General features: G+C 62.5%; 15 protein-coding genes and 1 riboswitch. Of the genes, 5 read left to right on the plus strand and 10 right to left on the minus strand.

From position 1 onward, the window contains the following. Nucleotides 1-70: 70 nt before the first annotated feature. Nucleotides 71-304, plus strand: coding sequence for an AbrB/MazE/SpoVT family DNA-binding domain-containing protein (locus NP945_RS13585; protein ID WP_127267350.1), 234 nt, complete (start codon nucleotides 71-73; stop codon nucleotides 302-304). Next, a complete protein-coding gene (locus NP945_RS13590; RefSeq protein WP_127267349.1) occupies nucleotides 301-708 on the plus strand; it encodes a type II toxin-antitoxin system VapC family toxin in 408 nt (135 codons plus the stop codon). The genes NP945_RS13585 and NP945_RS13590 overlap by 4 nt, the downstream gene beginning before the upstream one ends. A gap of 19 nt (nucleotides 709-727) precedes the next feature. Here the strand turns inward: NP945_RS13590 and NP945_RS13595 are convergent, their stop codons facing one another. The 8 genes from NP945_RS13595 to NP945_RS13630 all read right to left on the minus strand — a co-directional run bounded on the left by NP945_RS13595 (nucleotide 728) and on the right by NP945_RS13630 (nucleotide 8,467). Next, nucleotides 728-2,203, minus strand: a complete 1,476-nt coding sequence (locus tag NP945_RS13595; RefSeq protein WP_256746627.1) for a nucleotidyltransferase family protein — start codon at nucleotides 2,201-2,203, stop codon at nucleotides 728-730. Then, nucleotides 2,200-2,877: a glycosyltransferase family A protein gene (locus NP945_RS13600; RefSeq protein WP_127328592.1), complete on the minus strand. Its 678-nt coding sequence runs from the start codon at nucleotides 2,875-2,877 to the stop codon at nucleotides 2,200-2,202. The genes NP945_RS13595 and NP945_RS13600 overlap by 4 nt, the downstream gene beginning before the upstream one ends. After that, the gene (locus NP945_RS13605; protein ID WP_256746628.1) at nucleotides 2,877-3,629 is read right to left on the minus strand and encodes a glycosyltransferase; all 753 of its coding nucleotides are present in this window, start codon (nucleotides 3,627-3,629) and stop codon (nucleotides 2,877-2,879) included. Before NP945_RS13605 ends, NP945_RS13600 begins: the two co-directional genes overlap by 1 nt. Before the next feature lie 55 nt (nucleotides 3,630-3,684). Further along, a complete protein-coding gene (locus tag NP945_RS13610; protein ID WP_256746629.1) occupies nucleotides 3,685-4,437 on the minus strand; it encodes a glycosyltransferase family A protein in 753 nt (250 codons plus the stop codon). Continuing rightward, complete coding sequence (locus NP945_RS13615) at nucleotides 4,434-5,483, minus strand: serine kinase (protein WP_256746630.1); 1,050 nt, start codon at nucleotides 5,481-5,483, stop codon at nucleotides 4,434-4,436. Before NP945_RS13615 ends, NP945_RS13610 begins: the two co-directional genes overlap by 4 nt. 49 nt (nucleotides 5,484-5,532) lie before the next feature. Next, nucleotides 5,533-5,964, minus strand: a complete 432-nt coding sequence (locus NP945_RS13620) for a PqqD family protein (RefSeq protein WP_127320475.1) — start codon at nucleotides 5,962-5,964, stop codon at nucleotides 5,533-5,535. 129 nt (nucleotides 5,965-6,093) lie between these two features. After that, on the minus strand, nucleotides 6,094-7,194 hold the full coding sequence (locus NP945_RS13625) for a hybrid-cluster NAD(P)-dependent oxidoreductase (RefSeq protein WP_256746631.1): 1,101 nt from the start codon (nucleotides 7,192-7,194) through the stop codon (nucleotides 6,094-6,096). A 25-nt stretch (nucleotides 7,195-7,219) separates the two neighbouring features. Further along, nucleotides 7,220-8,467, minus strand: a complete 1,248-nt coding sequence (locus NP945_RS13630) for an aromatic ring-hydroxylating dioxygenase subunit alpha (protein WP_127397674.1) — start codon at nucleotides 8,465-8,467, stop codon at nucleotides 7,220-7,222. A 114-nt stretch (nucleotides 8,468-8,581) separates the two neighbouring features. Beyond that, nucleotides 8,582-8,784: riboswitch (cobalamin riboswitch) on the minus strand. Nucleotides 8,785-9,293: 509 nt separating this feature from the next. Between NP945_RS13630 and NP945_RS13635 the strand changes: the two genes are divergently transcribed. From NP945_RS13635 to NP945_RS13645, 3 genes are all read left to right on the plus strand, one after another. Further along, nucleotides 9,294-9,491: a DUF680 domain-containing protein gene (locus NP945_RS13635; protein WP_027039902.1), complete on the plus strand. Its 198-nt coding sequence runs from the start codon at nucleotides 9,294-9,296 to the stop codon at nucleotides 9,489-9,491. A gap of 71 nt (nucleotides 9,492-9,562) precedes the next feature. Next, nucleotides 9,563-9,763 (plus strand): DUF680 domain-containing protein, encoded by a 201-nt coding sequence (locus NP945_RS13640; RefSeq protein ID WP_256746632.1) that lies wholly within the window; start codon nucleotides 9,563-9,565, stop codon nucleotides 9,761-9,763. 67 nt (nucleotides 9,764-9,830) lie between these two features. Beyond that, nucleotides 9,831-10,067: a DUF680 domain-containing protein gene (locus NP945_RS13645; RefSeq protein WP_023813652.1), complete on the plus strand. Its 237-nt coding sequence runs from the start codon at nucleotides 9,831-9,833 to the stop codon at nucleotides 10,065-10,067. Between the two features lie 77 nt (nucleotides 10,068-10,144). Here the strand turns inward: NP945_RS13645 and NP945_RS13650 are convergent, their stop codons facing one another. Continuing rightward, nucleotides 10,145-11,257, minus strand: coding sequence for an ABC transporter ATP-binding protein (locus tag NP945_RS13650; protein ID WP_127328567.1), 1,113 nt, complete (start codon nucleotides 11,255-11,257; stop codon nucleotides 10,145-10,147). A gap of 24 nt (nucleotides 11,258-11,281) precedes the next feature. After that, nucleotides 11,282-12,946, minus strand: a complete 1,665-nt coding sequence (locus NP945_RS13655) for an alpha-glucosidase family protein (protein WP_256746633.1) — start codon at nucleotides 12,944-12,946, stop codon at nucleotides 11,282-11,284. Nucleotides 12,947-12,950: the final 4 nt, after the last annotated feature.

Genomic DNA, 12,950 nt, shown 5'->3' on the forward strand with positions numbered 1-12,950 from the left:
TGCTTCAAGCCTTGAAAATCGACCGATGAGGTAATACCTTGTCGGAATATGGTATTACCAAGGAGTGAAGATGGCCACCACCGTCACGGCAAAGGGACAAGTGACCATTCCCAAACCCGTCCGCGACCTCCTGGGGATCGTCCCGGGCAGCAGAGTCGATTTCCGGCGCGCCGCCGATGGCAGCGTGGTGTTGGCTCGGGTTGACAGAAAGCCGCCTGCGAGCCGCTTCGCCAATCTGCGCGGCCATGCCGGCGAGGGGCTCACGACCGAGGCTATCATGGCGCTGACGCGTGGCGGAGCGTGACGTTCGTCGACACCAACGTTCTGCTCGACCTTGTTACGGACGATCCCAATTGGGCGGGCTGGTCGATCGCGCAACTCGAGGCGGCAAGCCTCGATGGGCCATTGTTGATCAATGATGCGGTCTATGCAGAACTTGCCGTTCGCTACATCAGAATCGAGGATCTTGAGGCATTTCTGGATGCGGCCGGTCTCGAAATGGCTCCGATGCCAAGAGCCGCCCTTTTCCTTGCTGGAAAGGTATTCACGCAATACCGCCGATCAGGAGGATCGAGGACCGGCGTCTTGCCTGACTTCTTCATCGGCGCACATGCCGCCGTCACCAAGCTTCCGCTTCTGACCCGTGATGTCGGCCGCTACCAGACCTATTTCCCATCCTTGAGGCTGATCACTCCCGACGCCTTATAGCTGCCGGGTGGGCCTTCCTTCAGCCGACCGGAAAGAAATCCGCCGACAGCAACTGGAAAGGCAAGGCGCCATAGGCGGCCACCGTGGCCGCGTCGTTCCACTCGCGAAACTGTCGCGATGGTCGCGCCTCGAGCGTCAAGGCAACTCGCGCGCCGTCGAGAGTCACCTTGCCGCGAAAATGCAGCACGCGTTCCCTGCCGGACCGGCTGATGGCCATGGCGCGCAGGCGGGCAATATGCTCGCCACCGTCATTGATCTCCATCTCGATGCGGCGCCGGACTGGCGGAACGCCGATCCTGACGATGATTTCGAGCATCATGTCGCCGGTCGTTTGCGGACAGGCGATGGCCTGCGAAAACACCAAAGGCGCCGATGCTGCTTGAGGCTTGCGCGCGGCCGGTCTGCCGCGCCAAGGTTTGGCGGGTGGCTCCTGTTGCAACCGGCCCTTCTTCCGCTTCAGGCGCAACTGCTTGGCAAGCCCGCGCGGCAGCCAGACAAGACCGCCGAAATCCGTGCGCGGCTTGGCTTGCAGAACCGACGACCAACGCGACAGGCCGGCCCCGTCGGCCATCTCCAAGATTCTGACCATTGTCGGTTCCGGCACCGGAATGCCGATCTCAAACGCCAGATAGGATAACGCCACCGCCGCTGGAACCGCCAGGCCGCGTCTGCCGACGATGTCGAGGAACGTGTCCCAATCGACGTCTTCGCCATGGATGGCGACCGCGCAGTCGACAAGCCAGTCGCTGTGGGTATGGGCGTCGAGGCCGCCATGGGCGATGGCCAGGGCCATGCGATCGGCCGGCGACGGCACGAAGACCGCGACGCCGCTGAATTGTGCCGGGACCGCCCGTTGCCAGATCGCCAGGTCGTCTTCCGCGCTCGTCTGCGACCCGTCATAGCCGAGCTGGTGCAGGTCGATGTCACCGAAACGGCCCTTGAAGAAGTTCATCGACCGCAGCGACGCCAACCGGGTTCGCAGATATTGCGCGCTGACGCCCGAGGCGATCTGCCAGTCGCGATCGCGCAAGATGTCGAAGACGGCAGCCATGTCGCGCGGGCGCACCAATATGTCGATATCATGCGCCACCCGGCCACGCTGCGCCGACGCGTTCAAGGCAATGCGGCTGGCGCCCTTTATCAGCATGATGTCGGCGCCGCCGTCGGCCATCGCCTTCAGCGCCGGCTCGGCCTCGCGCATCGCCATGCGCGACTTCGTCCACAGCATCTTCTGCAGGCCGACGAGGCGCGGATGGGCGGCATGCCCGGCCAGCTTCCTGCCGAACCTGTCGGAGATGGCGGCGAGCAGGCGATGTTCTCGAAACGAGACGAGATCGATGTCGTTCTCGTCCAGCCAGCGCGCGGCACAGGCAGCGGCTGCGTCCTCATCGGAGAGCAGCGCCGCCTTCAGCAACAGGTCCAGCTGGCCGGTGGGCCACGACCAGCCATAGTCCGGGAAGCGGCGGCCGATGCGGCGAACGGGCGTGGCGTTCAACTGGAACCTGCCTTGTTCTGGGCTCGCCGCTGCATGGCGAGCCTTGCGACCTGGAGGTAGCCCCGGTCGCGTGCCGGATCGCGGCCGTAGGAAAGGCTGCCCGGACGGATGCGGCGCAATGCAAGCACGTCGTCGAGCATGGCAAGGGCAAAGCCTGCCTCACGAACCCGGGCGATCCAGTCGATCATCTCGCCGCGACCGCCTGGTGGGTCGATGATGGGACCGACGCTCTGCACCACCTCTTGGCGGATCATCATCGTCGTGCGCGACCAGCCAGCTCCACTGGTCGCATCGGGCAAATCGGGGCTGTCGCCGCGAAACGTCCGCCAATGCGTAAAGACGCCCGTTGTCCCGGGATGACGGTCGAGATGGACCAGCTGCTTTTCGATCTTGTCCGCCAACCACAAATCGTCGGCATCGAGCGTCGCGATGAGCGGCGTCGAGAGTGCCGCAATGCCACGGGTCGTTGCGCTGCCAGGTCCGGCATTGTCCTGTCGCAGCACCGTCACCGGCAAGTTCATCGCATCGATCACCGCAACCGTATCGTCGGTCGAACCGTCATCGACCACGACGACGGCCTCCGCCCTTGCCGTCTGGGCCAGGACGGAGTTCAGGGCCGCGCCGATGGTGGCGGCCGCGTTGAAAGCCGGAATGACGACGCCGTAGGCTGCCATCAAAGGAACCGCCACTGCGCGAGATCCTTGAAGTCGAAGATTCCCTCCACTCGGCGCAAGTTGGGGTCGGCCTTACGACGCTTCATCGACTTGTGAATGGCGCGCATGAACTCGCGAAAGGGCACATCGGCTTCCTTGGTCATGTTGCCGGGATGACGTCTGTAGTAGAGAGCCACCGTATCGGGCATAACGTATTTTGTCTGGCTCTCAAAGATACGCAAAAGATAGTCGGTGTCCTCGGCCTGTTTGAAATCCTCGTCGAAACCTCCGGTGCGCTCGATGAGGTTTCGCGCAAAGATCCCGGCGGACAGGTGGATCCCTCGCACGGTGATGGAGTGGCTGTCGGCGGCCGGCTCCAGCGTCTCGCCATCTATCTTGTCGACCAGCGTCATGCGCGAATAGGTCAGGTCCAGGCCAGGATCTTCTCCGAAGCAGGCGAGATCCGCCTTGAAGCGCCCCGTCGGGGAGATGTCGTCCGAATCGAGAAACGACACCAGGCCGGTCTGCGGCAGCAACTGCTTCAGCCCGGCATTGCGCGCCTTTGTGACGCCGCCATTGCTCTGCTGGAAAAGACGAATGCACGGGGCCTCGTCGATCAACGACCGTACGACGGCTGCCGAACCATCGGTCGACCCATCGTCGATGACGATGATGTCGAGATCGATGTCTTCGCGCTGCCTGAGCAGCGAGCGCAGCGCGAGGCCAACGAATTGTTCGCGATTGTAGACCGGCATGATGACGCTCAGCTTCATGGGCGTCTCCGGCAGCATTCCGGGCTTGGCTGATCCGACTTGATTGTGTCGAGCATCATAGCATCCGCCAATCGGTGGGACTCTTCAATTCGAAGATTCCTTGGACCTCTCGCCGTGCCGGATCGGCCTTGCGCCGCCGCATCGACTTGTGGATTGCACGCAAGTGGTTGCGGACCCTGCCGCTATGTTCCTTGGTGACATTTCCGGCATGGCGTCGGTAGTAGATCGCGACGGCGTCCAACAATTCGTAGTTCGGTCCCGCCTCGAAAACGCGCAGCAGATAGTCGGTATCCTCAGCCTGCTCGAAATCCTCATCGAACTCGCCCGTCCGGTCGACAAGCCCTCTGCTGAACACGGCGGCGCTCAGCGAAATTCCCCGAAGCGTCATCGTGCGGCTGGCGACTGCCGGTTTCAGCCGCTCATCGTCAATCCGATCAACCAGCGTCATCAGCGAGTAGGTTAGCTCGAGCCCGGGGTCTGCTCTGAAGCGCGCGAGGTCCTTCTTGAACCGTCCGGCCAGCGAGATGTCGTCAGAATCCAGAAACGAAACGAACTCCGCATCCGGCGGCAGTTGCCGCAGCCCGGCGTTGCGCGCCCTGGCTACGCCCATGTTGGATTGCTGGAACAGTCGGATGCAGGCGTTTTCGCGCATCATCGAGCGCACGGCCTCAGCAGAGCCGTCGGTCGAGCCGTCGTCGATGACGATGATGTCGAGATCGGCGGCGTCCCGCTGCCGCACCAGCGAGCGCAATGCCGAAACGACATAGCGCTCACGGTTGTAGACGGGCATTATCACGCTCAGTTTCACGAAGCGCCCCGCGTGAGAAAGTCCGCAATCGTACCGGCTATCTCCTGTGGCTGCGTCCCCAGCGACAGACGATAGCACGGCAGCAGGCGGGTCAGATCGCTGAAGAAGCGAAAGCCGCTCTCCCGCTCGCCCGGCATCTGCGCTATGCCCGACGGCGCCAAGGCAATCATGGCATCCCTGCGCGACACCGGCACGATCGAACTTGCCTCGCCTCCGCCGATATGTGGCACCAGCAGCGCGATGATGTCCAGAGTTTCGGGCACCGGCCGAGGCGCGATGTCATCAATGTGAAAAGCATGCTTGCCTTGCCAGTTGAGCGGACCATGCGCTTTCAGCCGATGCTTCAGCCCAAGCCGAACGAACCCCTGGGGATCCTGCTTGAGTGTTGAAAACAGTGGGCGGGCAGTCACGCCGTTGGAGAGGTCGACCAGCACATAGTCGTCGCCGACGCTGTCCAGTCCGTTGAGGAGGCCGGCGGCGACGGTTCCGGATTTCCCGGCCCCGCCCGCGCCGGCCAGCAGCACGCCCCTGCCCTTAGTCCCGAGCGTCCCCGCATGGGCCAGCCGCATGCCGCGTGCCGCATATTCCCAATGCAGGAAAGCCCGCAGCGGCGCTCCCGGCTCCCACGGTGGAAAGGCATCGGCCGAAGCCATCAATTGCACGCCAACGCGACGTTGCGGATCATAGAACTGCCAGAAATCCAGGTCGTGAAAATGGTTGCCGCGCAATCCGGCCTCCGCCAGCCGGGTGGCGAAGCCATGCTGCGTGAAGGGCCCCTGGCCCCAACTGACCGGTGCCGCGATGTCGTCTATGCCGGGATGTGCGACGAAGACGCGGCAGATGTCGGCAGGCGTTCGGTTGCCCGGAGCACTGACAAAGCCATGAGCGACGGCATCCGCCAACGCGCCGGGGCTGACATGCGCGGTCAGATCCAGATGCGGCAAGCTCGCCTTGCGGGTCAGTGGATAATGCTCGGCGCTGCTCTCTGCTTGCGCCAGGACATGACGTGCGTAGTCAACCAAGTTTTCGAGAGTGACGTTCGGCATGGGCCTGCCTGTTCCGGAGCTGTCCGGCAACGAGAACCTGATGGGCGCTTCAGTTGGCCTGCTTCACCGCGGGCCAGCCGAGGGGCTCCTCGACCTCGTGGATGGGGTCGACGACAATGAGATCGGCGAGATCGTCATGGATGTCGACCTTGAGGGGCTCTCTGGCAGCGGCGAGCTGAGCCAGCAATTCGCTTGGAGCCTGTCTTGCCACGCCATCGGTTACGGCCGCCAGCAAACCGAATTCGAGCAATTGTGAAACAAAGCCGTCAATCGCGGCGGCATCGAGGGCGCCAATTCCGGTCGCGGCGCCGACCAGTTCGGAGGCAGGCACGCCGGACGACAGTGCATCCCAAAGTCTGCTGCCTGAATCAGAGAAGCCGAAATATTTGCCCGTGGTCAGGTCAAGAACGACGGCTTCGCCGTCGAAGGATTCAAAGACGATATCCTTGCTGGCAATGGCATATATGCCGGATTGTCGCATGTTTGCTCCCCCGCCGAGCAGGCCGCGGAGATGATCTTCGGGCCTTACGGTCAACCCCACCGTTGCAGGCGTCTAACCATTTGCAGGGTTTTTGGCAAGATGGCGCAGGCTCCGGGGGAGCGCAGCCGGTCACGCTTCGATTTCAAGCGCCGAAAGCGGCTTCGAGCAACAGGCGAGGATAAAGCCGTCCTCGATTTCGTGATCGAGGATGCCGCCATTGTGACTCATCTCGACATCGCCCGCGACCTTCCTCACCTTGCAGGTGCCGCACAGGCCGAACTCGCAGGCGGCGGGAATCCGCACCCCAGAGGCGCGTGCCGTCTGCAGCACGGTCTGGCCGGCGACGCATTCGGCATCGACATCGGAAAGCGAAAACCGGATAGGTGTCACGGCCTCGACGGCAGCAGCAGCGCCGTCCTCCGCCAGCGGCGAGAACGGCGCCGGGATTTCCTCCACGGCAGGCGCAGCAAAGCTTTCCTGATGGTATTTCGCCATGTCGAAGCCGGCGGCGTCCAGCATGCCGCGCACGGCGCGCATGAAGGGATCGGGGCCGCAGCAGAAAATCTCGCGCTCGCGGAAATCGGGCGCCAGCAATGGCAGCCGGATCGCGTCGATGCGGCCCATATGGCCGAACCAGCCCTCGCGGCTCGACCGCTCCTCGATCATGAAGCCGAGCGACAGGCCGGGCATGCGGCTGCCGAGCAGCTCGAGTTCCTTGCGGAAAATGATCTCTTCCGGGCGGCGCGCACAGTTGACGAAGCCGACATCTGTCCATGGCGCACAGTCGTTCAACCAGCGCAGCATCGACATCATCGGCGTCACGCCGGAGCCCGCCGAAATGAACAGATATTTGGCCGCCGGGTGGCTATGCAGCGAAAAATCACCGGTCGGCCCATAGGCCTTGACGTGCGAGCCCGGCGTCAGATGGTCGAACATCCAGCGCGTGCCGGTGCTGCCCGCCTGCGCCTTGACCGTCACCGCGATCGAGAATGGCCGCGACGGCGAGGACGACAGCGTGTAGGTGCGCATCAGCGGCCCGTCCAATGTCGGCAGTTCCAGCGTCACGAACTGGCCCGGCTTGTAGCGGAACCAGGTCTGGTTGTCGGAGCGGAAGGTGAAGGTCTTCACGTCCGGCGCTTCGTCGCTGACGCCGATCACTTCCAGCACCTGCAGCCGGTCGTTCCAGGGCGTCATCTGGTCGAGATGGCGATAGAGGCCAAGGTCCGTCATCGCATTCATCCTCTTGTCCCCTGAGCTAGGCGACGCTGCGCAGGGCCGGCCGGCCGCCTTCGGCAAGGCGCGGCCCGATGAACGACGCGTACCACTCGACGAACTGGATCACGCCGCCCTCATGCAGCTCCGAATAGGGGCCTGGTTCGTAGGCCGGCGACAGGATGCCGAAGGCGTTTTCCTCGACGATGCGGCGGTCCTGGTCGTTGGTCTCGGTCCAGACATGGGTGAGCTCAGCGAGGTCGTAGTCGACGCCTTCGACCGCATCCTTGTGGACGAGCCATTTCGTCGTCACCGCGGTTTCCGTGGCACTGATCGGCAGCACGCGGAAGGTGACGGCGTGGTCGCCGAGGATATGGTTCCAGGTGGTCGGATAGTGGTAGAGCAGCAAGGAGCCGATGCGGTCGGTTGAAACGCTGTCGGACAGGTTCTTCTGGACCGCCCGTTTTCCCGTCATGGTGTAGCTGACGGCATCGCGCAGCAGCGGCGCGCGGGTGGCGCGGTACTGCCCTGCCGGATCGATGCGGAATTTGCTCGGCAAGCCTGATGCCTCGCATCTGGCCCAGTGCGCGACCATTTCAGGGTCGCTGTCGGCGCCTTGGACGCCGGTCACGGTCGGAGCCTCGGGGAAGGTCTTGCACAGTTCGGGGTGATTGGCGACGCAGTGGTAGCACTCGCGGTTGTTTTCCCAGACCAGCTTCCAGTTGCCCTTCTCGATGATCGTGCTCTCAAAGGCGATCTTTGCCTCACGCAAACGGTGCGGCAAAAGATAAGGTTCGATCATCGCCCGCATCGGCGCGAAATCCGCCGGCTCCCTGGCCAGGCAGATGAAGATGTAGCCGCCGACGCTCTCGCAGGCGACCGGCTTCAGGCCGAAATCACTCTTGTCGAAACCGTCGGCCATCTGGCGGGCAAACAGCAGGCGGCCGTCCAGCTCATAGGTCCACTGATGATAGGGGCAGACGAGCTTTGCCGCCGTACCCTTTTCCGCGTTGCACACGCGGCTGCCGCGATGGCGGCAGGAATTGTGGAAGGCGTTGATCTTGCCTTGCTGGTCGCGGACAAGGACGACCGGATAGTCGCCGATCTGCACGGTGATGTAGCTGCCCGGCTTCGGCAGTTCGCAATCATGGCCGATGAACAGCCAGTCGCGATACCAGATCAGCTCCATGTCGAGCTTGAAGTAGTCTGGATCGGTGTAGAAGGGCTGCTCCAGCGAAAAGCCTTGCCGGCGCCCCTTCAGGAGCCTCAGCATGTCGTTGCGGGTATCCATGTCCTGTCCTCAGTTTCTAAGGACTGAACTGGTGGTGATGGAGGAAGGATTGAAACGCAGGCCGGCTAGGTGCCGGACAGCGCTATCCACCTCTTGACCGCCCACCGCGATCAGTCGAGTCTAAAAATCTCGGGCTGGTTTCCGGGCTCTGGAGTTGTCCTTGCGGACCATCGCGACACCTTCCCAGGCAGTTGCCCAGTGGTCTCCCGTTGCGACTTGAACTCCACCACCGTTGCGGGGGCAGCGCCGGATTCTGACCGGCTTCCCAATTCTCCGCCTCGTCGTCACGAAGCGGCACCTGAGATGGGTATGATCTAACCACGATCGCTGGCGCGCCGTCGGCATGAAAACGACATCGTATCCATGCGGCGCGACACGGCATGCGAAACGTCACCGCAGATCGTCGCGGGCCGAAATCCCGCCTCCCGGGCGGCCATTTGCCGGCTGCGATCTTCCCGAATCCGACCCTTGGCGGGGGTCAAAAAAGGTTAACGGTTTCGAAAAGTGACTATTAGCTTGACCTAAAATCGAACCGAACGGTTCGTTTCTGTTGACGGTGCGTGCAGGACGGTGTGAACGCCGGGCCTTTGAAACAGTCAGTGATCCATCGGCTGGTTAAACTTAACATGCTGATATAAAGAAGAAAAATGTATCTCTAGATTCCCCTGGCACAATTTCAAGGTGTGGATTCATGGTCCACACGGAACAACTTCGTGATTGGAAAAGGCGGGGTTGCCCTCCCACATCGGGGCTGTCCGAACGACGCGATTTCATTTCCAAGACACGCCGCTAGACGGACGGAAAAAGACGATACTGGAGTACAAAAATGAAAAAGATCATTCTCACTGCCGCAGCCCTTCTGGCGATTTCCGGCAGCGCCTTCGCTGGTAGCGACCACTACGGTTCGAACGCCGCGGCAGCCACTGCTGTCGACAGCTCGTACACCGCTTCGACCAAGAAGTCGGAACCGGCTGCTCAGGCGCCTGCCCAGGGTGCTGACCACAACCTCTTCGGCAACAACTAACAGCCGATTCCCAGTCGACGGCGGGCTCGCCCGCTGCCCTGGCGAAATTCAGACATTCAGGAGTATTTAAGATGAACAAGATCCTCATTGCTGCCGCCGCCGTTCTGGCCATCACCGGCAGCGCTTTCGCGGGCAGCGACAACTACGGTTCGAACGGCGCCAACCAGCCTGCCGCCGCTGTGGACCAGTCGTACACGGCTTCCACCAAGACCTCGGAACCGGCTGCCGAGACACCCGCTCAGGGCAGCGACCGTAACCTCTTCGGTCGCTAAAACCAATTTCGCAAGCGACGGCAGCTGTGTCTGCCGTCTGGCGAAATCCAGAATTCAGGAGACTAAAATGAACAAGATCCTTATTGCTGCCGCCGCCGTTCTGGCCATCACCGGCAGTGCCTTCGCCGGCAGCGACAACTTTGGCTCCAACGGCGCCAATCAGCCTGCGGTTACCTCGGTTGACAGCGCGCATACGAGCTCGGTCCGCAACAGCGGTGGCCTCGTCGAGAAGCTGCTCAATTCGTCGGGCGACGTAGAGAAGTCCGCCCCTCAGGGCAGCGACCGGAATCTCTTTGGCCGTTAACAGCCGAAGCTGATCTTCAACAAAAGAGTGGCGGGCCTGGCCCGCCGCTCTTTTTGCGTCCAAGACGCGGTCCTGCGTCAGGCCGCCTTCGCTTCAGCCTCATGAAGGGCAAACGACCGCCCATCGGTGTCGAAGATATGCAGGTCCTCGCCATTGGCGCTCAGCCGCAATGTCGAACCGCGCTTGACCTCGACATTGCCGGGCAGCTTGGTCACCAGCGGCAGGTCGGCGCGACCGATGTCGACATAGACCAGCTGCACCTCGCCGAGCTGCTCGACATAGTCGACCGTCCCCTCGAACAGATAGTCCGCGCCGCTGGCGATGATCAGGTCCTCCGGCCGCACGCCAAAACTCACCGCAGCGCCCTTTGCCGAAGCCGGCGTCGCGATCGGCACGGTTGCCTTGCGTCCGCCGACATGGCTGACGACGGTCGGATTGCCTGATTTGTCGATGGTTGCGGGCAGGATATTCATGGCCGGCGAGCCGATGAATTGCGCAACGAACAGATTGCCGGGCTTCTTGTAGAGGTCCATCGGCGTGCCGACCTGCTCGATATGGCCGTCCTTGAGCACCACGATGCGGTCGGCGAGCGTCATCGCCTCGACCTGGTCGTGGGTGACGTAGATCATCGTCGTGTTGGGCATCGATTCCTTGAGCTTGGCGATTTCGATGCGGGTGGCGACTCGCAGCGCCGCATCAAGGTTCGAAAGCGGCTCGTCGAACAGGAACACCTTCGGATTGCGCACGATGGCCCGGCCGATGGCGACGCGCTGGCGCTGGCCGCCCGACATCGCCTTGGGCAGGCGGTCGAGATATTTGGTCAGCTGCAGGATCTCGGCGGCCTGACGCACGCGGCGGTCGATCTCGGCCTTGTTCTCTTTGCCGATCTTCATCGAGAACGCCATGTTGTCGTAGACGGTCATGTGCGGGTAGAGCGCGTAGGACTGGAACACCATGGCGATGCCCCGTTTCGACGGCGGCACGTCGTTCACCACTTCGCCGGCTATTCTGAGCTCGCCGGAGGTGATTTCCTCGAGCCCGGCGATCGATCTCAGCAATGTCGACTTGCCGCAGCCCGACGGGCCGACGAAGACGATGAACTCGCCCGACTTAATATCGAGGTCGATGCCGTGGAGAATGTTCAGATTGCCGTAGGACTTCTTCACTTGTCTTAGCGTGACATCGGCCATTTGGTTTCCTCCAGTGATTGGAATTCAGTCGAGACGCCCGAACCAGGCGCCGTAGCCGCCAAGCTCGATGGAACCGCTGTTCGCCTGCCCCGAAAATCCGTGCCCGGGCAGAGGTTGCAGCGATCGGCCGCCAAGGTCAACCTTGGCCGGCCCGGCTCCCAGATTGAAGACGCAGACGATCTGCTCGTTGCCTGCGCGGCGCGTGAAGGCGACGGTGTCGCCCTCACTTTCGATGAAGGTGATGTCGCCCTTGGCGAGCGCCGGATGGGCACGCCGGAAGGTGAGAAAGCGCCGGTAGTGCTCGATCAGCGAAGCCTCGTCGCCCTGCTGGACATTGACCGCTTGCGCCAGATGCTTGGCCGGCACCGGCAGCCAGGGCTTTGCCTGGGAGAAGCCGCCATTCTTGGCGCTGCCATCCCACACCATTGGCGTGCGGCAGCCGTCGCGGCCCTTGAATTCCGGCCAGAAGCGGATGCCATAGGGATCCTGCAGATCCTCGAACCGCAGCTCTGCCTCACCGAGCCCAAGCTCCTCGCCCTGGTAGATGCAGACCGAACCGCGCAACGACATCAGCAGCGCCGAGATGACCTTGAGGTAGGCGGTCGGGTCGGCCTCATTGGCGGCCCAGCGCGAGGCCGGGCGCATCACGTCGTGGTTGGAGAAGGCCCAGCACGACCAGCCGTCGCTGGCGACTTTGCCGAAGGATTCCAGCACCGAGCGGACCTTGCCCGCGCTGATCTTTTCCGGCGCCAGGAAATCGAAGGAGTAGCACATGTGCACGCGCTTGCCGCCTGCGGTGTAGGCGGCAACCACTTCAAGCCCGCGCTGCGAATCGCCGACCTCGCCGACCGCTGCGGTTGCCGGATACTCATCGAGCAGGGCACGGAACCGTTCGAGGAAGCCGAGGTTCTCGGGCCGGCTCTTGTCGTAGAGATGGTCCTGGTAGTTGTAGGGGTTGACCGCCGGCGCGGTCTGGTCGTTGCGCTCTTCCGGCGGCAGCGGCGGATTGTTTTCCAGGCCCTGGCTGTGGAAGTAGAAATTGATGGTATCGAGCCGGAAACCGTCGACGCCGCGCTCCAGCCAGAAGCGGGTGACGTCGAGCAATGCGTCCTGGACTTCGTGGTTGTGAAAGTTGAGGTCGGGCTGTTCGGCCAGGAAATTGTGCATGTAATATTGCTGGCGGCTGGTGTCCCATTGCCACGCCGAGCCGCCGAAGATCGACAGCCAGTTGTTGGGCGGTGTGCCGTCCGGCCTGGCGTCTGCCCAGACGTACCAGTCGGCTTTCGGGTTGCTGCGGCTCGACCGGCTTTCCTTGAACCAGGGATGACTGTCGGCAGTGTGCGACAGCACCTCGTCGATCATCACCTTCAAGCCCAGCCTGTGTGCCTCGGCGGTCAGCGCGTCGAAATCGGCCAGCGTGCCGAACATCGGATCGACATCGCAGTAATCCGTCACGTCATAGCCGAAATCCTTCATCGGCGACTTGAAGAACGGCGAGATCCAGATGGCATCCGCGCCGAGTGCGGCGATGTAGGAGAGGCGGCCTATGATGCCCTTGAGATCGCCGATGCCGTCGCCATTCGAGTCCTGATAGCTGCGCGGATAGATCTGGTAGATCACCGCGCCCCGCCACCAGTCGCGATCGATGGCGAGGTCAGGCTTCGAGCTGGCCTTCAAAGCGGATTGCATCGTC

This window comes from Mesorhizobium sp. LMG17149, from assembly GCF_024518695.1.
GTDB lineage: Bacteria > Pseudomonadota > Alphaproteobacteria > Rhizobiales > Rhizobiaceae > Mesorhizobium.

What these genes read in the sequence shown, in the direction of transcription:
- NP945_RS13635 (WP_027039902.1), top strand. Translation starts at nt 9,294, where the DNA reads ATGAAAAAGATCATTCTCACTGCCGCAGCCCTTCTGGCGATTTCCGGC.
- NP945_RS13600 (WP_127328592.1), bottom strand. Translation starts at nt 2,877, where the DNA reads ATGGCAGCCTACGGCGTCGTCATTCCGGCTTTCAACGCGGCCGCCACC.
- NP945_RS13645 (WP_023813652.1), top strand. Translation starts at nt 9,831, where the DNA reads ATGAACAAGATCCTTATTGCTGCCGCCGCCGTTCTGGCCATCACCGGC.
- NP945_RS13605 (WP_256746628.1), bottom strand. Translation starts at nt 3,629, where the DNA reads ATGAAGCTGAGCGTCATCATGCCGGTCTACAATCGCGAACAATTCGTT.
- NP945_RS13655 (WP_256746633.1), bottom strand. Translation starts at nt 12,946, where the DNA reads ATGCAATCCGCTTTGAAGGCCAGCTCGAAGCCTGACCTCGCCATCGAT.
- NP945_RS13650 (WP_127328567.1), bottom strand. Translation starts at nt 11,257, where the DNA reads ATGGCCGATGTCACGCTAAGACAAGTGAAGAAGTCCTACGGCAATCTG.
- NP945_RS13640 (WP_256746632.1), top strand. Translation starts at nt 9,563, where the DNA reads ATGAACAAGATCCTCATTGCTGCCGCCGCCGTTCTGGCCATCACCGGC.
- NP945_RS13630 (WP_127397674.1), bottom strand. Translation starts at nt 8,467, where the DNA reads ATGGATACCCGCAACGACATGCTGAGGCTCCTGAAGGGGCGCCGGCAA.
- NP945_RS13615 (WP_256746630.1), bottom strand. Translation starts at nt 5,483, where the DNA reads ATGCCGAACGTCACTCTCGAAAACTTGGTTGACTACGCACGTCATGTC.
- NP945_RS13625 (WP_256746631.1), bottom strand. Translation starts at nt 7,194, where the DNA reads ATGACGGACCTTGGCCTCTATCGCCATCTCGACCAGATGACGCCCTGG.
- NP945_RS13585 (WP_127267350.1), top strand. Translation starts at nt 71, where the DNA reads ATGGCCACCACCGTCACGGCAAAGGGACAAGTGACCATTCCCAAACCC.
- NP945_RS13620 (WP_127320475.1), bottom strand. Translation starts at nt 5,964, where the DNA reads ATGCGACAATCCGGCATATATGCCATTGCCAGCAAGGATATCGTCTTT.